Annotated in this window: 21 protein-coding genes; 10 read left to right on the top strand and 11 right to left on the bottom strand. The window is 37.7% G+C overall.

Translation table 11 applies throughout. The features are described from left to right. The first annotated feature begins 5 nt into the window (after nt 1-5). The 4 genes from LK994_RS09225 to LK994_RS09210 all read left to right on the top strand — a co-directional run bounded on the left by LK994_RS09225 (nt 6) and on the right by LK994_RS09210 (nt 6,198). Complete coding sequence (locus LK994_RS09225) at nt 6-998, top strand: Gfo/Idh/MocA family protein (RefSeq protein ID WP_229759790.1); 993 nt, start codon at nt 6-8, stop codon at nt 996-998. A gap of 30 nt (nt 999-1,028) precedes the next feature. Continuing rightward, the gene (locus LK994_RS09220) at nt 1,029-2,426 is read left to right on the top strand and encodes a sugar transferase (protein WP_229759789.1); all 1,398 of its coding nucleotides are present in this window, start codon (nt 1,029-1,031) and stop codon (nt 2,424-2,426) included. Nucleotides 2,427-2,506: 80 nt separating this feature from the next. After that, on the top strand, nt 2,507-5,257 hold the full coding sequence (locus LK994_RS09215; RefSeq protein WP_229759788.1) for a M1 family metallopeptidase: 2,751 nt from the start codon (nt 2,507-2,509) through the stop codon (nt 5,255-5,257). Between the two features lie 29 nt (nt 5,258-5,286). Next, nucleotides 5,287-6,198: a hypothetical protein gene (locus LK994_RS09210; RefSeq protein ID WP_229759787.1), complete on the top strand. Its 912-nt coding sequence runs from the start codon at nt 5,287-5,289 to the stop codon at nt 6,196-6,198. On the opposite strand, the gene LK994_RS09205 is transcribed toward LK994_RS09210, so the two are convergent. The 7 genes from LK994_RS09205 to LK994_RS09175 all read right to left on the bottom strand — a co-directional run bounded on the left by LK994_RS09205 (nt 6,199) and on the right by LK994_RS09175 (nt 12,370). After that, a complete protein-coding gene (locus tag LK994_RS09205) occupies nt 6,199-6,654 on the bottom strand; it encodes a CBS domain-containing protein (RefSeq protein ID WP_229759786.1) in 456 nt (151 codons plus the stop codon). It abuts the gene before it with no gap. Nucleotides 6,655-6,719: 65 nt separating this feature from the next. Further along, the gene (locus LK994_RS09200; RefSeq protein WP_229759785.1) at nt 6,720-7,388 is read right to left on the bottom strand and encodes a 2-C-methyl-D-erythritol 4-phosphate cytidylyltransferase; all 669 of its coding nucleotides are present in this window, start codon (nt 7,386-7,388) and stop codon (nt 6,720-6,722) included. Nucleotides 7,389-7,449: 61 nt separating this feature from the next. Next, nucleotides 7,450-8,448 (bottom strand): glycosyltransferase family 9 protein, encoded by a 999-nt coding sequence (locus tag LK994_RS09195; RefSeq protein ID WP_229759784.1) that lies wholly within the window; start codon nt 8,446-8,448, stop codon nt 7,450-7,452. 4 nt (nt 8,449-8,452) lie between these two features. Next, nucleotides 8,453-9,445: an ADP-glyceromanno-heptose 6-epimerase gene (gene rfaD, locus LK994_RS09190; protein ID WP_229759783.1), complete on the bottom strand. Its 993-nt coding sequence runs from the start codon at nt 9,443-9,445 to the stop codon at nt 8,453-8,455. A gap of 26 nt (nt 9,446-9,471) precedes the next feature. After that, nucleotides 9,472-10,236, bottom strand: coding sequence for a bifunctional heptose 7-phosphate kinase/heptose 1-phosphate adenyltransferase (locus LK994_RS09185; protein WP_229759782.1), 765 nt, complete (start codon nt 10,234-10,236; stop codon nt 9,472-9,474). Between the two features lie 10 nt (nt 10,237-10,246). After that, nucleotides 10,247-11,677, bottom strand: a complete 1,431-nt coding sequence (locus LK994_RS09180; protein WP_229759781.1) for an APC family permease — start codon at nt 11,675-11,677, stop codon at nt 10,247-10,249. Between the two features lie 78 nt (nt 11,678-11,755). Beyond that, a complete protein-coding gene (locus tag LK994_RS09175; RefSeq protein WP_229759780.1) occupies nt 11,756-12,370 on the bottom strand; it encodes an OmpH family outer membrane protein in 615 nt (204 codons plus the stop codon). 222 nt (nt 12,371-12,592) lie between these two features. Here LK994_RS09175 and LK994_RS09170 point away from each other — a divergent pair, with 222 nt between their 5' ends. Further along, nucleotides 12,593-13,039: a DUF805 domain-containing protein gene (locus tag LK994_RS09170; protein WP_229759779.1), complete on the top strand. Its 447-nt coding sequence runs from the start codon at nt 12,593-12,595 to the stop codon at nt 13,037-13,039. Nucleotides 13,040-13,095: 56 nt separating this feature from the next. Here LK994_RS09170 and yiaA read toward each other — a convergent pair whose 3' ends face one another. The 3 genes from yiaA to LK994_RS09155 form a co-directional block, all read right to left on the bottom strand. After that, the gene (yiaA, locus tag LK994_RS09165) at nt 13,096-13,503 is read right to left on the bottom strand and encodes an inner membrane protein YiaA (protein WP_229759778.1); all 408 of its coding nucleotides are present in this window, start codon (nt 13,501-13,503) and stop codon (nt 13,096-13,098) included. Nucleotides 13,504-13,923: 420 nt separating this feature from the next. Then, entirely contained in the window at nt 13,924-15,561 is a 1,638-nt protein-coding gene (gene groL, locus LK994_RS09160) for a chaperonin GroEL (protein WP_229759777.1), read from the bottom strand. A 128-nt stretch (nt 15,562-15,689) separates the two neighbouring features. Beyond that, nucleotides 15,690-15,971, bottom strand: coding sequence for a co-chaperone GroES (locus LK994_RS09155; RefSeq protein WP_229759776.1), 282 nt, complete (start codon nt 15,969-15,971; stop codon nt 15,690-15,692). A gap of 367 nt (nt 15,972-16,338) precedes the next feature. Here LK994_RS09155 and nusB point away from each other — a divergent pair, with 367 nt between their 5' ends. The 4 genes from nusB (at nt 16,339) to coaE (ending at nt 18,862) form a co-directional block, all read left to right on the top strand. Continuing rightward, nucleotides 16,339-17,271: a transcription antitermination factor NusB gene (gene nusB / locus LK994_RS09150; RefSeq protein ID WP_229759775.1), complete on the top strand. Its 933-nt coding sequence runs from the start codon at nt 16,339-16,341 to the stop codon at nt 17,269-17,271. A 48-nt stretch (nt 17,272-17,319) separates the two neighbouring features. Next, complete coding sequence (locus tag LK994_RS09145; protein WP_229759774.1) at nt 17,320-17,754, top strand: DUF1573 domain-containing protein; 435 nt, start codon at nt 17,320-17,322, stop codon at nt 17,752-17,754. 33 nt (nt 17,755-17,787) lie between these two features. Then, complete coding sequence (yajC, locus tag LK994_RS09140; RefSeq protein WP_229759773.1) at nt 17,788-18,123, top strand: preprotein translocase subunit YajC; 336 nt, start codon at nt 17,788-17,790, stop codon at nt 18,121-18,123. A gap of 145 nt (nt 18,124-18,268) precedes the next feature. Next, nucleotides 18,269-18,862 (top strand): dephospho-CoA kinase, encoded by a 594-nt coding sequence (coaE, locus tag LK994_RS09135; RefSeq protein ID WP_229759772.1) that lies wholly within the window; start codon nt 18,269-18,271, stop codon nt 18,860-18,862. An 87-nt stretch (nt 18,863-18,949) separates the two neighbouring features. Here the strand turns inward: coaE and LK994_RS09130 are convergent, their stop codons facing one another. Continuing rightward, nucleotides 18,950-20,152: a pyridoxal phosphate-dependent aminotransferase gene (locus LK994_RS09130; protein ID WP_229759771.1), complete on the bottom strand. Its 1,203-nt coding sequence runs from the start codon at nt 20,150-20,152 to the stop codon at nt 18,950-18,952. A gap of 248 nt (nt 20,153-20,400) precedes the next feature. Here LK994_RS09130 and secDF point away from each other — a divergent pair, with 248 nt between their 5' ends. Beyond that, nucleotides 20,401-23,361: a protein translocase subunit SecDF gene (gene secDF, locus LK994_RS09125; protein WP_229759770.1), complete on the top strand. Its 2,961-nt coding sequence runs from the start codon at nt 20,401-20,403 to the stop codon at nt 23,359-23,361. Nucleotides 23,362-23,425 lie beyond the last annotated feature (64 nt).

Raw genomic sequence — 23,425 nt, 5'->3', positions numbered from 1 at the left:
TATCTTTGATCAAAGAAAGAATCATTATGCTTAAAATAGGTGTTTTTGGGGTAGGTCACTTAGGTAAATTTCATCTGAATAACTGGCAGGCTATCGAAGGAGTGGAAATAGTTGGTTTTTTCGACCCCAATGATGACAACGCAATTCCCGTTGCAGAAAAATACAATATAAAAAGATTCAATTCCGCAGTAGAGCTCATCACTAAATGTGATGCAATTGATATAGTAGCGCCTACCACCTACCATTTTGATCTTTGCAAAGAAGCCATCACCAATGGCAAACATGTATTTGTTGAAAAGCCGCTGGCACACACATTAGATGAAGCCCGTGAGCTGGTAAAGCTGGCCAAAGAAGCCAATATCAAATTCCAGGTAGGCCATGTAGAAAGATTCAACCCCGCTTTTTTAGCACTGAAAGAACATAACTTAAAACCCATGTTCATCGAAGTGCATCGGTTGGCACAATTCAATCCCCGGGGTACAGATGTAAGTGTGATACTGGATCTGATGATACATGATATTGATATCATTTTAAGCCTGGTTAAGAGTAATGTAAAATTTATTTCGGCTAATGGTGTGGCGGTAATGAGCGACACCCCCGATATTGCCAACGTTAGAATTGAGTTCGACAACGGCTGTGTTGCCAACCTTACCAGCAGCAGAATATCAATGAAAAAAATGCGCAAGATGCGCCTCTTTCAAAAAGACGCTTATATCGGCATCGATTTCCTCGAAAAGAAAACAGAGATCATCAAATTGAATTCTCCCGAAGATAAAAATGTTTTTACGTTTGATATCGAAACCAACAACGGTAAAAAAACAATCGCTATCGCCAACCCAATCATAGAAGATGGCAATGCCATCAAAATGGAACTGGAAGAATTTAAAAAAGCAATTGAGGATAATACTGACCCCATCGTAAGTGTGGTAGATGGCTACAGGGCAATGGAAGTAGCTCACCTCATTTTAGAAAAAATTAATAATGGCGGTTTGGTGTAGTTGCCTTATTTTACATGTCATTTTAATCAATTGAACCAAAACAGAATACATATCCGTTGGTATATTATTGCTGATATATGTGCTGCCATTATTACCTGGTTCAGCTTTTATTATCTGCGTACAGTAATTTACAGTTATCACTTTCATATTCCTGCCGGCTTTTATCTTGGGTTGATACTATATGTATTAGGCTGGGTCAGTCTGCATTTCTTCAGTGGCGCATACGAATCGGTCTATCAAAAATCCAGGGTGGCCGAATTGTTTAAAACATTTATCGTCTGCATCATCGGTTGCTTTGCATTGTTATTCTTTTTCATCTTAAAAAACCCCCAGGAAAACAACAGAAATTATTATTTCGAATTCTATAGTTTATCCATCCCTATATTCCTGGTCACCTTTTTTTTCAGGATGATCATTTTATCAAAAGCCAAACAGCAGTTGCAGAACAACAGTGTTATTTTTAATGTACTGATAATCGGCTCCGGTAAAAACGCTACCAACTTCTTCCAGCAATTCACCAACTCTAAAGAGAAGACAGGCTTTCGCATAAAAAGTTTTTTAAACATCAATGGAAACAACGGCATCAATTTGCCCGACACTATTAATAAATACAATACATTGTCAAACCTGGATGAGATCATTAAAAATGATAACATCGAAGAAGTGATCATTACTGTAGAGAAACAAGACAGAGAATTGCTGGCAAAGATCTTACAGCAACTCAGCGATAAGGATGTTGAAATAAAGATCACTCCCGATGCCGTGGATATTATTACAGGAGCGGTGCAAACCAGCAACGTAATGGGTGTTCCGCTCATCGATATCCATTCGGGGCAGCTCCCCTCCTGGCAAAAGAACATTAAGCGGTTGGTTGATATTACTGTATCAATGCTGGGTATCATCTTTATGTCGCCATTGTTTTTATATGCGGCCATTCGTACAAAGTTTTCATCAAAGGGAGATATCCTTTTCCGCCAGGAAAGAATTGGCTATAAAGGCAGACCATTCTATATCCACAAATTCAGAAGTATGATTGAAGATGCCGAAAAGGACGGACCTCTTTTAAGCTCTGATGATGATCCGAGAATAACCAAATGGGGTAAAACCATGCGTAAATGGAGACTGGATGAATTGCCGCAATTATGGAATATCATTAAAGGAGAAATGAGTTTGGTAGGCCCAAGGCCCGAAAGAAAATTTTACATCGACCAGATCATCGAACATCATCCGGAATACCGCTATCTCTTTAAAGTAAAGCCCGGCCTTACAAGCTGGGGCATGGTAAAATTCGGCTATGCTTCTTCAATCGATGAAATGATACAGCGTATGCCATACGATCTGATCTATATCGAGAACGTATCTATCGGCCTCGATTTTAAAATATTGATCCACACCATAAGGATCATATTTGCCGGCAAAGGCAAGTAAATGCCAATTAATCTCATTTGCCTCACCGATTATGATTAAAATGAGTATGTTTTAATTATTTTTGGATAAACATATCGGGTTTGAAAAAATTATCACTTCTTATAGTCTCTTTTTGTTTTGCAACCATTGCAGTCTGTCAATCTTCGGGCACAGACAATTACTGGCAACAACAGGTTAATTATACGATCGACGTTGACCTCAATGATATAGACCATACATTGGATGGCTATATCAAAATGGAATACATCAACAACTCTCCGGACTCCCTGCATTTTATCTGGATACACCTTTGGCCCAATGCATATAAAAACGACAGAACCGCTTTCAGCGATCAATTACTTGAAAACGGCCGCACCGATTTTTATTTCAGTGATAATGATAAACGTGGCTATATCAACCGGCTCGATTTTAAAGTAAATGGCAGCCGGGTAAAAATGGAAGATCATCCGCAACACCAGGATATCATTAAAATAATGTTGCCGCAGCCGTTAGCACCCTACAGCTCCTGCAAAATTGAAACACCTTTTCATGAAAAAATCCCTGCCAATTTCTCAAGAGGCGGGCATACCGGAAAAGCGTATCAGCTTACACAATGGTATCCTAAACCTGCAGTGTACGACAGAAAAGGCTGGCACCCAATTCCCTACTTAGACCAGGGAGAATTTTACAGCGAGTTTGGTAATTATAAAGTTGCCATCACTTTGCCCAATGCCTACGAAGTGGCCGCCACCGGAAAACTGGTTGACAGCAGCCATAGTACTGCTTCAGTAAAAACATTATCGTTTGAACAAAAAAATGTACATGATTTTGCATTGTTTGCAGATCCCAAATTCATAGTGGCGCATGATACATTGCAATTAGCCTCTTCAAGGATCATCGATGTGTATGCTTATTATTTACCTTCCGCTACAACCAGCAGCTGGCAACAGGCGGTTCGTTTTATAAAGAATGCTGTTGTAACAAGAAGCAAATGGCTGGGCGAATATCCTTACGATATCGTTAGCGCTGTTGAAGCGCCGATGGGCTTTGAAGGCGGGATGGAATACCCCTGCATCACTTCCATTTCTCCGGGTGAAAATGCTTACGACCTGGAAGGTACGATCGAACATGAAATTGGTCACAACTGGAACTATGGCATATTGGCTACCAACGAAAGAGAACACCCCTGGATGGACGAAGGCCTGAACAGTTACTTTGATGAAAGATATACCGCATCGCAAATGCTGAGCAAACCTGTATCTAAGAAAGAAACATTCGTCAGCAAAAGACTGCCTTTGGAAAGACGCAATTTTCAATTACGCAATACGATCGCCGTACAAAAAGATCAGCCAATAGAAACTACTTCTGATAAATTTTCCGAAATAAATTATTATCGCATCGCTTACGACAAAACTGCTCAATGGCTCAGCTACCTGGAAAAGAGTTTAGGCACTTCCTTGTTTGATAGCTGTATGCATGAATATTATAACCGCTGGAAATTTAAACACCCCTATCCCGAAGACATTAAAAAAGTATTTGAAGATGTAAGTGGTAAAAACCTCGATGCTGAATTTTCTTTGCTGAACGCCAAAGGAAATATCCCCGGCACCAGCACAAAAAGACCTACAAAGTTTGCTTCTTTTTTCAGCTTTAAAGAAACCAATAAATACAAATACATTTTTGCTGCACCTGCTATAGGTAATAACTTTTATGATAAGCTGATGATCGGCGCTATCATACACAACTATACATTACCGGCAGAGAAGTTCCAGTTCCTGGTAGCACCGCTTTATGGTACGCATAGCAAGCAAATGAATGGCATTGGCAGATTGAGTTACACCTGGTATCCAAAACACAACGGACAAAAATTTGAACTTGCTTTATCCGGCATGAGCTTTTCTGATAATTCATTTACCGATTCTACCGGCCATAACACTTACCAACGATTCAGTAAGATCGTTCCTTCGTTGAAATATGTTTTTGGTAATAAAAACCCCAGAAGCCAGCTCACTAAATTCCTGCAATGGAAAACATTCTTTATTGGCCAGCAAGGATTATTATTTACAAGAGATACTGTTAATGATGCTGATATCATTACTTATCCTACCACCAATACATACATCAATCAATTAAGATTCGTTATTCAAAATGCAAGAGCGTTGTATCCTTATAATGGAGAACTCACCATCGAACAGGGAAAAGATTTTGTAAGAACTGCCTTAACGGCTAATTATTATTTTAACTATGCTAAAGGCGGCGGAATGAATGTGCGGTTCTTTGCCGGCAAGTTCTTTTACTTAGGCGACAATACTTATTTAAAACAATTCGAAACAGATCCTTACCATCTTAATATGAGCGGCCCTAAAGGATACGAAGATTACACCTACAGTAATTATTTTTATGGGAGAAATGAATTTGAAGGCGCTGCTTCTCAACAAATAATGGAGAGAGATGGATTTTTTAAAGTGCGTACCGATCTGCTCAGTGATAAGATCGGCAAAACCGACAATTGGCTGATCGCTGCCAACTTTACTACTGATGTTCCCAAAAATATCAATCCGCTGCAAATGTTACCAATAAAGATCCCGTTGAAAGCCTTTGTAGATATCGGCACTTATGCAGATGCATGGCAAAAGAATGCTGCTACAGGAAAATTCATTTATGATGCAGGCTTGCAGCTATCGCTGCTAAAGAACGTGGTGAACATTTATGTGCCGTTGTTTTACAGCAAAGTGTACAGCGATTATTTTAAATCAACCATCGTTGAAAAAAGATTCTGGAAAAACATTTCTTTCAGTATAGACATACAAAAAATATCACTGAAGAAAATTGTACCGCAGTTGTCGTTATAAGTTTCAGCAAATAAACTATACACCAATTAATGCCCATTCAATACATAGTACAAGATGACATTGATAAACAAAAATGGGACAACTGTATTTCCACAGTAGAGAATGGCAATATATATGCGTATGCGCATTACCTTGATGCAATGTCGAAGCATTGGGATGCACTGGTATTGAATGATTACGAAGCCGTAATGCCTTTACCCTGGAATAAAAAATACACCATTCATTATTTATACCAGCCTTTTTTTTGTGCGGCATTGGGTGTTTTTGGCAATAACCTTTCTGCTGCATTGGTCAACGATTTCTTACATGCCATACCGAAGAAATTCAAATTCTGGGATATCTATCTGAATCATGGCAACTATTTTTCTTTACCTGATTTTAATTTATACCAGAGAAAGAATCTTGTACTGCCCTTACACAACACTTACGAAAACATCTTTGCAGCATTTCGTGATAACATCAAACGAAACATAAGAAAATCTGAGAGTGTAAGATGTGAGGTGCAAAAGAATATACACATCGATGAGGTGATAGCGTTAGCCAAAATGCAGGCGAAAAACTTTTCTCCTGTTACGAATGATGCATTTGATAGATTTAAAAAACTATATACTTATTTGGCCGCTCAGGGCAAAGCAATAACCTATGGCGCCTACCTGGGCAATCATGAGTTGGTAGCTTCCTGTGCTTTCTTCTTTTCACACAACAGGGCGTATTATATTCTGGTGGGCAATCATCCAAATGGTAAAACTATCGGCGCTTCACATGCAGTGATCAATGCATTCATAAAAGACAATGCAGGCAAAAACATCCTGCTCGACTTCGAAGGAAGCGATATAGAGAAAGTGGCTTTTTTCTACAGCGGCTTTGGTGCTGCGGAAGAAAAATACGCCGGATTAAAATTGAACAGACTTCCCTTTTGGGCTAAATGGCTGAAGAAATAATTAAAAGATCAGATCATTTTCGTTAGAGTCCAACAGGTCTTCGGTTATCTTACGATCAAACACTTCATCTCTATTCATCAGTAACTGACGCAACAGATCATTGATCGTGATCACTCCGGCAAAATGCTGACCATCAAATGCCAACAAATATCTTGCTTTGTGTGAGCTCAATATCTGCATACAATGTTCTACAGAATCCGTGTAATCAACAACAGGTACATTAGTGGCCATTACTTCGCCAACTTTAGTGGTAGTACTGGACCCTCCTTTTAAGATAACATTTCTTGCATATTCCTTTTCACTGAAAATACCCCTGTATTCCTCATTCTTCATTACCACCACATAACTTAAATTCACCGATTGCATCAATGTTAGTGCTTCAATGACCAACGCATCGGCATCTATAAAATTGAATGTTTTTTGTTTCGACTCAATGATATTTCTAACAGTTTGCATGTTGGTTTATTTTAGATTAGGTATTATAACGAAGTTAAGTTTTTTACAGTTTAGTATGGATTGTTTTATTCGGGAGACATTATTTTCTCTGCGATCAACAGATCCATTGGTTGAGTGATCTTGATGTTGTTCACCTCCCCTTCCACCAGATGGACTTTTAATCCGAAAGCTTCTACCACTGTGGCTTCATCTGTAAATTTCTCTTTATGATCTATTGTAAATGCCGGCAGTAATATTTTGCTATGAAAGGTCTGAGGAGTTTGTACCAACTTAACAATGTTTCTGTCTATGGCCTCATTGTCATCCTCTTTCAATATCCTTACACTATCTCTCGAATCAATTACAGGAATAGCCGATCCAAATTCCACCGCAGCCTCATAGCATCTATGGATCAGATCGGTGCTTAATAAACAACGTACCCCATCATGCACAAAAACAACCGATTCTTCTTCAACCAATTTCAATCCATTCTGCACAGAATGAAATCTTGTGCCACCCCCAGCTGTGATCTGAATGCGGCCATAATCGAAATAAGCATCAATGATCTCCTGCCCGGCACCGATATACTCTTCGGGCAAAACAAGGATTATGTTCATGTCATCATATGCTTTTAAAAAAGTATTGATGGTATAATACAAAACAGGCTTACCTTCTAACAAAAGAAATTGTTTAGGTAAACTGGTATTCATTCTAACTCCGGCTCCGCCAGCTACTATTACTGCTACTTTTTTCATATCACAAATGTATACTTATCGCTGCATTTTTTTTTAAAGTGAAAAGGAGAAATTTTAATACCTATCGGCTAAGGTATTGTTTGGTCAGGGTAAGTATCTCATCGATGCTGATCTTTTCCATGCATTTAAAATGTCCGCGAGGGCATTTATCATATCCTATTTTACTGCATGGTCTGCACCATAATTTATGTACTTCTACTACAGCATATTGTTGAGAAGACTTTGCGCCATAATAAGGATACATGCCAAAAGCCGGAACCGTGTTACCCCAAACAGAAATAATAGGTTTTTGAAATGCGGCTGCTATATGCATCAGGCCTGTATCATGCGATATGATCAGCTTGGCATTGCGAACCAGGTCTGCCGATTCATTCAGATTGAATTTTCCGCAGGCATTATAAATTTTCATTTCATCAACAGCTGCTATCAGGTCTCCGGCTGCCCTGTCTTCTTTACCTCCTAATAAAATAACCGGATGATCGATCCGCTCACACAGTTCTTTTAATTTATGTACAGGCAGTTGCTTGGTGGCCAGTGCCGCTCCGATAACAATGCCTATATAGCCAGCAGAGTGCGCCGCAGGAATATCATTTTTTGGTACGATATCTTTTTCAGGTACAAAATAATCCAACCCAAAACCATCATTGATGATGTTGAGTGATCGCAACGTTTCAAAATTCCGGTCAACAATATGTTTCTTGGGAAGTGTATTTATTTTAAAATTGGTGTAGATGAATTTTTCTACATTCAATTTATTGAAAGAAAAAGATTTTACTTTCTTTAAAAAATTCTTCACCCTTAATGTCCGCAGGTTATGATGCAGATCGATGATATAATCAAACTCCTCTGCTTTTAGCTCTGCCAGCATTGCTTCAAAATCATCACCTAATGTATGCACTTTATTGATATGCGGATTATTAGCAACGATATCCTTAAATGATTCTTTGGTAAGAAAATGTATGGCAGCATCAGGCAGTTGCTTATGCAAACACCTGACAATAGGTGTGGTCAGTACTATATCTCCGATAGAAGAAAAACGAATAATTAAAAATTTTGCCATAATATCAATAGAAAGCCTGTTTACTGAGATAATTTCTTACATAATCCTCCACTCCTTCTTCCAATGAATAAAATTTATTAGTATATCCTGCAGCCTGTAGTTTATTCATATTGGCTTCAGTAAAGTACTGATACTTATCACGGATATCTTCGGGCATATCGATATACTCGATCTTTGTTTCCAGGTCGAGCCCGGAAAAAGTAGCTGCAACAAGGTCTTTGAATGAACGGGCTTTTCCGGTGCCGAGATTATATAAAGCAGATGCAGGTTGGTGTTGCATCAGCCAATAACAAACCGCAATCACATCTTTTACATAAATGAAATCTCTCAATTGCTCTCCGTCTTTAAAGCCTTCTTTATGCGAACGAAATAATTTTACCTGGCCATTCTGTTTGATCTGATTGAATGAATGAAATATCACACTGGCCATTCTTGCTTTGTGATACTCATTGGGGCCATACACATTAAAAAATTTAAGTCCGGCCCAAAACGGAGGACAATTTTTGCCATCCTGAGCCTGGCGCAGGGCCCATTTGTCAAATTCATTTTTTGAAACACCGTAAGGATTAAGGGGTTGCAATTGATCAACTACAGTATGATCATCATTATATCCCAACGCTCCATCGCCATAGGTTGCAGCGGAAGAAGCATATACTAATGGAATATTTTTACTGCAGCACAGGTTCCATATTTTTTGAGAATACTCAACATTCAAATGTTGATGTATTGCATAATCAAATTCTGTTGTATCAGTACGGGCTCCTAAATGAAAAATAAAATGAGCGTTGATCTTTTCTTTATCATACCATTCAAAAAAAACTTCTCTTTCTACCCTGCATGTAAACTTTTTCCCTCTCAGGTTCAGCATTTTTTCTTCTTCTTCAAACTCATCCACCAATATCAGGTTCTCATACCCCTGATGATTTAAATAGCTTACCATGCAACTGCCGATAAATCCTGCAGCTCCGGTAACTACTATTATATCTTCTTTGTTCATGTATACTTTTCTGATTTATATATTCATCAATCTTTTATAATAGAGGCCACATCTTCTTCAGTTAACACATAAGTACCGATATGCTGCACCACAATGGCCGCAGCTTTATTTGCATAAGGTATCGCTTTTTCAATACTTCCCAGCAACAGATAAAAATAAGTCAGTGCTGCAAGAAAGGTATCTCCTGCACCCACTACATCAAATACTGTCACTTTATCAGTAGGATATATTTTACCCTGGTACATAGCACCTTTATCACCCAATGTAGCTATTGTGTTAACCGGAGGATTATCCAGTGAATTGTATTCAGATTCATTGATCTTGATGTAGCAGTTTGGCTTATCAGGAATAACTCTTTTTTTAGTATCGATAAACACCGGGCAATGCGCCTGGTCTACGATCTCAAATAATTTACTTTCTGAAATAAACCCTTTGTTGTAATCTGAAATAACAATTGCATCAAAACTTGTATCAAACACTGCCTGTGTAAGTGGAGTTAAAACCTCATGCCTGTCTACACGTAATATCTGATGATTGTATTTATCATCTACAAATCTTGTTTTGATGATTTTTTCCTTATTGGTGATAAACTCTACGTCTACTTTAAAAGTTTTCAGATTTTCAAAAACGTTGGCAGCCATTCCCGGCTTTGTTTCTGTTCTGGTATAATCCAACACAGGCACTGGTGCCTCCGGATTCAGGCGTGAGCAAATACCGTATACATACTCATCGATGCAATTATCACCAATCAATAGTATTTTAAACGGCTTTTTATTTTCCGACCCTATCATAAATTTTATCTCATTTTTTTTTACTAACCGCAATATAATAGATCGGAATACCGATCAGCACAATAATTAATCCCGGCCAGGTGTATTGTGGTTTAAACACTACCAATAGTGAACAAAACGCAATCCCCATCAGAATGTACAACAATGGCAATACCGGATAACCAAATGCTTTGTATGGTCTTTCAGCATCAGGCATTTTTCTACGTAAAATAAAAATACCTGCGATGGTCAGTACATAAAAAATTACCACCACAAAAGAGATCATATCCAGCAGATCACCATATTTACCACTCAGGCATAAAATACAAGCAACCAAACACTGTGCCCATAAAGCCCATTGAGGAACATTGTTTTTATTCAGTACTGCAGCATTTTTAAAGAACAGTCCATCCTGTGCCATTGTATAATATACTCTTGCACCGGCTAATATCAATCCATTGTTACAACCAAATGTAGAGACCATGATCAGCAATGCGATCAAAGTTGTTCCAAACGCAGGAAAGATCTTATTGGCCGCTGCTACTGCCACTCTATCATCTGTTGGAAATGCCAGTTCATGTAATGGCATTACATTTAAATACATCAGGTTAGCAGCCACATAAATACCAGTTACGATCAACGTTCCCAAAAACAAACTTAGTCCGATGTTTCTTTTTGGATTTTTGATCTCTCCGGCAATGAACGTAACATTGTTCCATGCATCACTGCTAAAAATAGTGCCTACCATCGCCGCTGCTATCGCCCCCATCAAAGCACTTCCCGAGATACCGATCCAGGCAGAAGGCTGTAAAGTACCCGTTGCGTCTTTCACCCCGAAATCCTGCATGGCTGTAAAGCCGGTCTTCCAGTTCTCTGCCCAAAAACTATCTTTCACCAGTGTAAAGCCAAAGACTATTAAACCGAGCAAAGCTAACAATTTAGCCGACGTAAAAATGGTTTGGATGAACTTCCCCTCTTTGATCCCTCTTGAATTTACATAGGTCAGTAAAACAATGATGACTATAGCCACCAACTGACCCGAATATACTTTTGTAATACCTGCATCAAACAGAAAATAATTATTGCCGAGCTCGGGCACCATATAGGCCAGGAATTTTGAGAAAGCAACACCTACAGCAGCGATCGTGCCTGTTTGGATAACAGCAAAAAAGCTCCAGCCATATAAAAAACCAATCAGGGGATTGTAGGCTTCTTTTAAATAAACATATTGACCTCCTGCCCTGGGAAACATGGCACTGAGCTCTCCATAACTGAGTGCTGCAATCAGCGTCATTACTCCAGTGATCAACCAAACTGCGATCAACCATCCGGCACTACCAACATTCCTGGTAATATCCGCACTAACTATAAAAATACCGGACCCAATCATGGAGCCGGCAACTATCATTGTGGCATCAAATAAACTTAGCGATGGTTTAAATGAATTGGTTTGTTCAGTCATAAGCAGTTTATTTATGGTTTTACCCCTACAGCATATTTGCTGAAAGAGCAATGAAGATAAATAATTTGCCCGTAATAATTACTTGCCTGACTTATTCATTTTTTCGTTGAGGCCTTTTACAATTTCAGGGGTAATATTCAGCGTAGAATCTTTGTAGAAAATATAATCCAACCCTGTACCTGTAGCTAAAATATACGTATAGCCTTTTTCTTTATTGTATTCGTTTAAAAAGTCTTTCAATTTTGCCTGCATATCTTCCATGATCTTTGCGCCTCTTTCTGCCAAACGTTGTCCCTTAGCTTGTTTAGCCGCTTCTATATCCTGTTGTTTTTGCATTAATTTTTCCTGAAACGCCTGAGCTTCTTGTTGTGTAATGGCATTCCCTCTTTTCAGGAAATTATTTTTTTCAGCCTCTAAATTCTGATAAGCTCCTTCATACTCAGCTACAATGCTTTTCTGTTCAGCTTCCAGTTCGGCTTTGCGTTGCTTTATAAAATTCACATTTGCATTCAAGGAATCCAACTCAACATATGCAACAACAGGTATCTTTCTGGCACCTGTATCTTTTATATTTACTGCGCCGGCAACAACCTTACCTGAAGCATTTTTTTTGCCCGAAGCAAAATACAGGTAATATAATACAGCTACTGCCACCAACAGAATCACATTAAGAAAAGTAGAAAATTTTTGCATTTTGTTTTATTTGGCGGCAAGATAGCCACAAACTTATATTTGCCAAATTTATTGGCATCTTTTTGGGAAAGGGTTAACATTGCCCGGTTATACAATTATTCCTGAAAATTTTCCGCAGATTGCCTTGCCTTATTATTTATCCCCGTTATATATACCTACAAAAAGGAATAAAAAAATAAATAAAATTTATTATCATTGTTACTCAAACCAAAAACTAACAACATGGAAAAACATGAATCTGACTACAACATGCTGGACTGGTGGAAAAAAGTTGTCCTGAAAAATTACGCCAATTTCAGCGGCAGGGCCAGAAGAGCAGAATACTGGTATTTTGCTTTATGTAATTTTTTGATCATTATTCCTTTTTACATAATGGGAATTGCAGGCGCCGCCAGCGAAAGCACCGGCTTATCAATATTAGGCCTTTCTGTTTATGGATTAGTTGCATTGGCAACACTGGTTCCAGGCCTGGCAGTTACCGTAAGACGTTTACACGATCTGAATAAAAGTGGATGGTATTATTTTATAGGACTTATTCCATTGGTAGGGCCCATTATTTTATTGGTATGGTTATTTACCGATGGAGATAGATTTTCCAACAATTATGGCGATGACCCTAAAAATTTTGATGCTACGCCTGAATTTGATTTTGAGACAAAGACACATTAATTATATTACAATGATTACATAAAACCCCGTTACTAGAAAGTAACGGGGTTTTATTTTTACAACTCTCTTACATTTTCAACTACATCACGACTATCTCTTGTATTTTTCTGCACCGTGATTGCGCCAAACATACTGAGTAAAAATGCAAAAGCATAAAAGCCTTTTTCACTGGGCAAAAATGTTGCATTCCATAAACCTACTACTAACAGAATGATAGAGAGTATGGTAGCGAACCAGCTTAACCCATAATAAATATCTGTTACAAACATACCTTCCAATCTGTCTCTTACACATTTTTGTAAAGAAACAGCAGCAAATAGACCAAACATTAAAATGGTGAAATAATACCCTTTTTCATTGAGTGCCATTTCAGCCCTCCAAAGACCAATGACAAATCCTAACATACCCACGCCTAAAGCGATCCATGATGCGCCGACGAATGCAGCTGATGGCTTTTGATACATAATTTTTAGTTTTATTAAGAAACTAAAAGTATTGTGTTGGTTGCTGGGGTAATAATTTTTTGTGTTAAATGTTTTGTGTGTTGGAGATTTTTATGTTTTTATTTAGATGATGTTAGCTGTTTTTTAACTTTTGTATTTACTTTTTGTTTCAAGGCAAAAAAGTATCGAAATAAAAATCCCCGATATACGAAGCATAACGGGGATTTAAATACGGCAGCCATAATTAATGGATTACAAATGGATTATTATCCCAGTAATCATTTTTGTGCAAGCCTGCAATTTTTTTCAGGTAACAATACCAATGTTGTAATCTTTTTTTCATAAGTCATACATTTTAATTGTTAGAGAAAAGCGTTATCTAAAAGTCCCTCAAGCTTTCGCAGAAGGGACTTTTATTATCAATTATAAATTATCAATTAATTAGTAGCCCATGCCACCCATATCAGGAGCACCGCCACCCATGTGAGGAGCTTCATCTTTAGGTTTGTCGGCAATTACACATTCGGTAGTTAACAACATACCTGCAATGCTTGCTGCATTTTCTAAAGCAACACGGCTTACTTTAGTTGGATCGATAACACCTGCTTTGAACAGGTTTTCGTACACTTCAGTTCTTGCATTGAAACCAAAATCTCCTTTGCCTTCTCTGATCTTTTGTACAACGATCGAACCATCGATACCAGCGTTAGAAGTAAGTGTCCGGATCGGTGCTTCTAAAGCACGGCGAACGATTGCCATACCTGTTTGCTCATCTGCAATTTGGCCTTTTACTTTTGGTTCAAGGCTTTCAACTGCACGGATGTAAGCTACACCACCGCCTGGTACGATACCTTCTTCAACAGCAGCTCTTGTTGCATGTAATGCATCATCTACTCTGTCTTTCTTTTCTTTCATTTCAACTTCTGTAGCAGCACCTACGTAAAGCACCGCAACCCCACCTGCTAATTTAGCAAGGCGTTCTTGTAATTTTTCTTTATCGTAATCTGAAGTTGTATTTTCTACTTGTGCTTTGATTTGATTAACACGAGCAAGGATATCTTTTTTAGCACCTTTACCACCAACGATGGTTGTGTTATCTTTATCAATTGTTACTGAAGCAGCTTGTCCAAGAGAAGTCAGATCAGCTCCTTCTAATTTATGTCCTAATTCTTCGCTGATAACAGTACCTGCAGTCAGAATAGCGATATCCGTTAGCATTTCTTTTCTTCTGTCGCCAAAACCAGGAGCTTTTACAGCAGCTACTTTAATAGTACCACGTAATTTGTTCACCACTAATGTAGCCAATGCTTCTCCTTCCAGATCTTCCGCAATAATTAATAACGGACGACCGCTTTGTGCAACTTTCTCCAGGATATGAAGAATGTCTTTCATTGCAGAAATCTTTTTATCATAAATTAAGATATAAGGATTTTGCAATTCAGTTTGCATTTTTTCACTGTTGGTTACAAAGTATGGAGATACATATCCACGATCGAATTGCATACCTTCTACGATATCAACAGTTGTGTCAGTACCTTTTGCTTCTTCAACAGTGATCACGCCTTCTTTACCAACTTTTGCAAAAGCTTCAGCAATCAATTTACCGATGGTTTCGTCGTTGTTAGCAGAGATAGTTGCAACCTGCTGTATTTTTTTACTGTCGTTACCAACAGTTTGAGATTGATTTTTTAAATTTTCTACTACTAAAGAAACTGCTTTATCAATACCACGTTTCAGATCCATTGGATTTGCTCCTGCAGCAACCATTTTCAACCCTTCGCCGATAATAGCTTGTGCTAATACAGTTGCAGTTGTTGTACCATCACCTGCGATATCTGCAGTTTTTGATGCAACTTCTTTTACCATTTGAGCACCCATGTTTTCAATAGGATCTTCCAGTTCAATTTCTTTTGCAACGGTAACACCATCTTTAGTTACTGATGGAGAACCGAATTTTTTTTCTATTACTACATTACGACCTTTTGGTCCAAGTGTTACTTTAACTGCGTTTGCTAAAGTATCAACGCCCTTTTTCATTTTGTTACGGGCTTCAATATCGAAGTATATTAATTTTGCCATTGTATTTAATTTGATGATTTGGAAATTTGGTGATTTGGTGATTTGGAAATTTCGGAGCTTGCTAATTTAAAGACCTGATTACTATTAAAACATTATCAAATCTTCAAATCTTCAAATCTCCAAATTGATTAAACGATTGCAAGAATATCACTCTCTCTCATGATCAGGTACTCAATACCTTCGATAGTGATCTCTGTACCTGCATATTTACCATACAAAACAGTATCACCTGCTTTTACAGTAACCGGTTCGTCTTTTTTACCAGGACCTGCAGCTACTACAGTACCACGTTGAGGTTTTTCTTTTGCTGTGTCAGGGATAATGATACCGCCGGCAGACTTTTCTTCTGCAGCAGCAGCTTTTACAATTACCCTGTCGTGTAATGGGGTAATGCTTAACTTCTTCGCCATAGTTGTATTAGTTTTTGATTGATTTATATTATTTCCGTTATAACGGGCAGCGAAGGTACTCCAATTTCGTACCAATCGAGTTAAAAAGTATTGTTGGCAGTTTTATCAGCAAAATTTGTCATTTTTTACATTTTTCTTAATGCCAAAACTGCATTAATGACTGTTTCTGAATGAATTCTGTATTTATTATATGCATCGTAAACTGCAGAGAGCAAAATTGTCTTACCTAAAAAGAGCAGAATATTTCTACTTGAAAAACGATTGAGAAGAATAGTTTAAACTATTGGTTATCAATCTAAGTAAGATAAAAATATCGATTAAACAGTATTTCCATTAGCTTTGCAGCCTCAAATAAAGTTCTTAGTAAATGATCAGCAGAAGAAATATCAGGGTAAAAGTGATGCAAAGCCTGTATACATTAGACAGTATCAGCAACGATGTTCAGGTTAAAGATGCATTGACCCTCTTAAGAAAACAAGTAGAACAGAGCAGACAGCTATTTGTATACCTGGTGTATTTTTTAACGGAAGTAGCCCGTTATTCTGAAAAAGATGCCCGTCAGAAAGCATCAAAACATTTGCCCAGCGCCGGTGATCTGAATGTAAATACCAAAATTGCCGGCAATGAATTGCTTTGGAAAATCATAGAAGAACCTTCCTTTAAAAATGCCGCAGATGAAATAAAACCTCATCATTTTTTAGACGCCGAATTATTAAAAAAGACATATCAGGCACTCGCTGAATCTGAAGAATATAAAGAATATGTAAGTGTTCAGGCAAGAGACAAAAAAGGTGAAAGAGAAATACTTCAATTTATTTTCTCTAACCTGATGCTCCCTAATGAAGACTTTATCAATCATGTAGAAGAACAATTCATTAACTGGGATGATGATGCAGAGATGATGAATGTATTGATGTTGAATTTTTTGCAAAAACCACAGTCATATGATTTTGGCATTTTTGTAAGTAAAGACAAAATGGATTTTGCCAGAGACCTTTTACAAACCACGATTGAGAAAAAGGAAGTAAGCATGGAATTGCTTAAACCCAAATTAAAGAACTGGGATGCAGAGCGTATAGCCGCACTGGATCTGATCATTATTCAAATGGGCATTTGCGAATTCCTGTTCTTTGAAACCATTCCGACAAAAGTTACAATCAACGAATATATAGATCTGGCGAAGGAATACAGCACTCCTCAGAGTGGTCAGTTTATCAATGGTATTCTTGATAATATACATAAAGAGTTAACAACCGAAGGCAAGATCAATAAGATCAGTTTTAAAAACAGTAAGTTATAATACCATTCAATTTTAAATTTAAAAATACCTTTGCAAAAATTCCATACGATGAACAGAAGTATCTTTGTTATCGCTTTGCTATCAGTAATAGTATCTTGTGATGTAAAAAGAAATGATAAAATTTCTGACGACGCAGCCATGCAGGAGAAAGCCGCACTGAAAGACACTACATCAGTACAACTAATAGATAGTGTATTTAATTTTGGTACAGTAACGGAAGGTGAAAAAGTAGAATTCAATTTCAGGTTTAAGAACACAGGCACCAAACCAATGGTGATCACCAGTACATCTGCAAGTTGTGGTTGCACTGTAGCAGAAAAACCAGAAAAGCCGATCTTACCCGGCGAAATAAGTTTTATTAAAGCGGTATTCAATAGCCAGGGAAAAACCGGACACAATGAAAAAACCATTACCGTTACAGCTAATACCAACCCGGATTTTCCTACACTGCTTTTAAAAGGTGAAGTGATAGTAAAAAAATAATTTTCTTATTCAACACAATTAATAAATAACAAAATGCAATTACTTAGTATTTTTTTGATGGCTGATCCTCAAGGGAAAAGCAGCAGTAGTTTTTCTTTGATCTTCATGGGGCTGATGATTTTAGTATTCTGGCTTTTTATGATCCGTCCGCAAGCTAAAAAAGCAAAACAACAAAAGACTTTCATCAATGATTTGAAGAAAGGTGATAAAGTGGTAACTATTGCAGGAATACATGGTACAGTTAACAAGGTGAATGAAGATGGTACGCTGCAATTAGAAATAAGCCCTGGCAGTTATATCAAAATTGAAAAAAGCACTATTAGTTTAGAGTGGTCTGCTGCAATCAATAAAGTAGTGGAAACAAAATAGTTTATTTACGATTTGGGATTTACGATTTACGATTTCATTATAGATGAAAAGTTTTTATATTACAATGGCATTTATTCAATCAACCGCCAACAGTAAATAGGAAATCGTAAATCCCAAATCCCAAATCCCAAATCGTAAATTTTTTATGTTAAAAATTGGCATCACAGGCGGTATCGGCAGTGGCAAAAGCGTTGTTGCCAAAGTATTTGAAGCATTGGGTGTGCCTGTATATTATGCTGATGATGCCTCTAAACGATTAATGAATGAAGATCCATATCTGAAACAACAGATCAGGGAAAAATTTGGCGAAGCATCTTATATCAATGGTCAATTAAACCGCCCCTACCTCTCCTCTATTGTTTTTAAGGACCCGGAGAAATTAGCTATCCTCAATTCGCTTGTTCATCCGGCTACGATAAAAGATGCTGAAAGTTGGATGCATCAGCAAACTACTCCTTACGCAATAAAAGAAGCAGCGATCATTTTTGAAAGTGGCTCACAGGAATACCTCGATAAAATAATTGGGGTCTATGCTCCTACTCCCCTTCGTATACAAAGAACCATGCAACGGGATAACATAACCCGTGAGGAAGTTCTATCAAGAATGAACAAACAAATTGACGAAGAAATTAAGATGCGTTTATGCGATTACGTTATTACCAATGATGAGCAACAGTTATTGATCCCTCAGATTTTAAAAATTCACGAAGAATTATTGTCAGAACACAGATCGAACTGATAGTTCCTGATCATATATCTAACATATCCCCAAAAAACAAAGACCGCAGCGTTTTGCACTGCGGTCTTTGTTTTTATACACGTTTTATTACTTCAATGTTGCCAAAGCTGTTTTCATTCTCTCAATTGCTTCTACCAATTTTTCATCAGCAGCAGCAGTACTGATACGAATACAGTTTGGTGCACCAAATGCGTTACCTGTTACCAATGCTATATGAGCTGTTTCTAATAACCACAAGCACAATTCATCAGCATTTTTAATGGTTACTTTACCGTCTGTTTTGCCAAAATAAGAACTAACATCAGGGAAAGCATAGAACGCTCCGTCTGGTACACGTACTTTAAAACCAGGCACTTCTTTTAATTTAGTAATTACCAGGTCTCTTCTACGTCTGTACGCTTCCAACATCATTTTTGGAGCATCCATATTAGTAAAAGCAATGGCAGCTGCTTTTTGAGCTATGCTATTAGTACCACTGGTAACCTGTCCTTGTAATTTATCTACTGCATCAGCGATCCATTTTGCAGCAGCAATGAAACCAACTCTCCAACCGGTCATTGCAAAACCTTTACTGAAACCATTAACAGTAATTACCCTGTCTTTAATTTCAGGAACACTTCCAATACTAAAATGTCCTTCCGGAGTGAAATTGATGTATTCATAAATTTCATCAGCCAATACAAAAATATTCGGATGCTTAGCAACGATCGCTGCAATGGCCCTCAGTTCTTTTTCGCTATACACCGACCCCGTTGGGTTATTCGGTGACGCATACATAATGATCTTTGTTTTTGGAGTAATGGCGGCTTCTATCTGCTCAGGTGTTACTTTGAAATCATTTTCAAAGCTACCATCCAGGATCACGCTTTTACCTTCCGCCAATTTCACCATTTCAGCATAGCTTACCCAGTAAGGCCCTAAAATGATCACTTCTTCTCCTTTTTTCACCAATACTTCTATCACATTTGCCAACGAATGTTTTGCACCTGTTGACACTACTATATTTTCAGCCTTCCATTCAAGTCCATTCTCTCTTTTTAATTTTTCAGCGATTGCTGAACGCAATTCAGGAATACCGGATACGGGGGTGTATGCATGAAACCCGTCATCGATCGCCTTCTTGGCTGCTTCGCAGATGTGAGGAGGCGTCTTAAAATCAGGCTCTCCTACACTAAGGTTAATTACATCATGGCCCTGAGCAGCTATTTCACGGCTTTTTTTACTCATGGCTAGGGTTGCACTTTCTTCCAGCGCATTGATTCTGTCGGCTAATAAATGGTTGTTAGACACTTTTTTAAGTTTTAAATGTGTGATTTTTCGGAGTGCAAAGGTAGGGAAAAGGTTTAAACGTTTAAAAGGTTTAAGGAGTAAAATCGTTTACGAGTTAAATCCTTGATCCTCTTGGACTTTCCTGCTATTTGCCAATCACTAAATGCCTATTGCTAATTGCCTATTACCAATTAGCTTATTCATATATATTTTCCCCTATCTTTGCAAACTTCTAAAAATTAACAAAATAGCTCTAAAAGACACTGATTATGAAACTAAAAGGCTTAGTTTGGTTTTTTGCGATTGCTTTGACACTGATCTCCATATGGGAGTTGTCTTATACATGGGTAGTACGCAGTTACGAAAATAAAGTAAAAACGCAGGCAGAAAGAATTGTAAAATCACAATTCCCTGATGCCAAAGGCGAAGAAAAAGATCTGCTTGTAAAAGGAAGAATGCAACACATTCTTGACAGCACAAGAGATAAAAAGATCTATCCGATCGTTGGATCATCTTACCAAAAATGTAAAGAGAACGAGTTGAACCTCGGTTTGGATCTGCAAGGTGGTATGAGTGTAACCCTAGAGGTTAGTTTGGAAGGCTTGTTGAAATCTTTAAGCAACAATCCAAAAGATCCAGCTTTATTGAAAGCGATACAAACTGCAAACGCTGAAAAAGTAAACAGCGATGTTGATTACATTTCTTTGTTTACAAAAGTGTATAAGCAACAAAACCCTGCATCTAATCTAGCTTCATTGTTTGCAGGTGCTGGTAAGCAAATAAAAATCACTGATAACGATGATAAAGTAGCTGATCAGATACGTACTACTGCAAAGGGTGCTATCAATCAAACTTACAAGATCTTATTAAAACGTATCGATAAATTCGGGGTAGCACAACCTAATATCAACTTAGATGAAAATAAAGGTATCATCAACGTAGAATTGGCCGGTGTTACCGATAAAGAAAGAGTACGTAAATATTTACAATCATCTGCTAACCTACAATTCTGGGAAGTTTACAATATCGGCGAATTATCAAGTTCACTGGAAAATGTAGATAAAGCAGTAACTGATTATTTAAGTGGCGTCTCTGTTGATACCGCTGTAAAATCTGTTGTTGATTCTGCAAAGATCAATGCCAATAAAAATGCGTTTCTGAAGATCATCAATCCGATCAGTCCACAACAGGATAAAACAGGTAAACAAATTTTTGCTTCTGCCATTGGTAATATAGCACTGAAAGATACAGGCACTTTTAATAGTTACATGGCTTTAGATGTAGTAAAAAATAACTTGCCAGGCGATTGTAAATTTTTATTAGGTGTTGAAGAAAAAGTAGAAAAAACCGGTCAGCGCTTTTATCCTTTATATGCTATCAAAACTGTTATGGGGTCTGATAAGGCACAGTTAGAAGGAGATGGTGTTGAAGAGGCTGGTCAAGGTTTTGATGATAGAGGCAGACCTTCTATCAAAATGCAAATGACCAATCTGGGATCAAAAACATGGGCTCGTTTAACTACCAACAATGTTAACAGACCAATTGCTATTGCATTGGACGATATCGTTTATTCTGCTCCAAATGTAAATGGTCCTATTGAAGGTGGTAGTAGTGAAATTTCAGGAAACTTTACCATTGAAGAAGCGCAAGATCTTGCGAATATTTTGAAGGCGGGTAAATTAGATGCCCCTGCTAAGATCGTTGCAGAACAGGTTGTAGGTCCTACACTTGGTAAAGAAGCCGTAAACGGTGGTGCCAAATCATTCCTGATCGCTTTTGCGGTAATATTTGCTTTGATGCTTATTTACTACAACACCGGCGGATGGGTTGCAAACATTGCATTAATATTGAACGTATTGTTTACTGTTGGTGTATTAACCGCAATGGGCTTTACTTTAACTTCTGCAGGTATTGCAGGTTTAGTATTAACGATCGGTATGGCGGTAGATACTAACGTAATTATCTTTGAAAGAATAAAAGAAGAACTTACGAAAGGTAAATCTTATCCGCAGGCTGTTAATGATGGTTACAAACGCTCTTTAGCTCCGGTTATTGATGCTCACGTTACCAGTTTCTTAACGGCTGCCATATTGTTTATTTTTGGTTTAGGTCCTGTACTTGGTTTCGCTACAACGCAAATGTTAGGTATCACCTTATCATTATTCTGCGGAATTTTAGTTTCAAGATTGATCACTGATTTCTGGACAAACAAACAACGTCACTTTAATTACTTCACTGGTATTTCTAAAAAAGTATTTACACATACCAGTATCAACTTTATTAAATACAGAAAGATAGCTTACGGCATTTCTATCGTTGTATTATTGTTGGGTATTGGTTCTTACTTTAATGGTTTCCATGAAGGCGTGGAATTTAAAGGTGGAAGAAGCTATACTGTTCAATTTGCACAACCTGTAAAAAATGATGATGTAAGAGATGATCTGAAAAACGCTTTCGGTGGCGATTTCCCTGTTATAAAAACTGTAGGAGATAACAAACATCTTAATATTACTACTTCATACCTGAAAGGACAGGACAATGCTGATGCAGCAGTTCAAACCAAACTATATGAAGGATTGAAAAAAGTATTACCGGGTGTGAGCTATGAAGATTTCATAAAAACAAACATACAAAGTTCGCAAACTGTACAACCTACGATCTCTGAAGATCTGAAAAGAGGGGCTATCAAAGCGACCATTTTTTCTATCGTGATCATCTTCATATATATATTGCTTCGGTTCCGTGACTGGAGATATTCTTTCGGTACGATCGTAGCATTATTACATGATGTTCTTGTAACGTTAGCTGTATTCTCTTTCTTGAAGAATGTTGTACCATTCCCATTAGAGATCGATCAGCACTTTATTGCTGCGGTACTTACTGTGATCGGGTTTAGTATGAATGATACGGTGATCGTATTTGACCGTATTCGTGAATACAGTAAAGGTTCTAAAGCATCTGAAAAAGGTAATATCATTAACAGAGCGGTAAATGACACTTTGAGTCGTACAATCATGACTTCATTGACTGTATTCTTAACCTTATTGATCTTATTCATCTTTGGTGGAGAAGTAACAAGAGGATTTGCGTTTGCAATGTTGATAGGTGTTGTTACCGGTACTTACTCATCGATATTTGTGGCAGCGCCGATATTGGTTGATTTTGCAAAAGACAAACCTTTAGGAGAAGCTGAGATACTTAGCTCTGATAAAGGCCCTGCAACCGTATAAAAAAATTCCTGATATTTTAAAACCCGTTAGTTGAACTAACGGGTTTTTTATTTAAATAAAAAGC

Origin of the sequence: Ferruginibacter lapsinanis (assembly GCF_020783315.1) — a bacterium.
Classification (GTDB): Bacteria; Bacteroidota; Bacteroidia; order Chitinophagales; family Chitinophagaceae; genus Ferruginibacter; species Ferruginibacter lapsinanis.
Note: the sequence above shows the minus strand (reverse complement) of the source record. Positions and strands in the feature narration are given on the sequence as shown.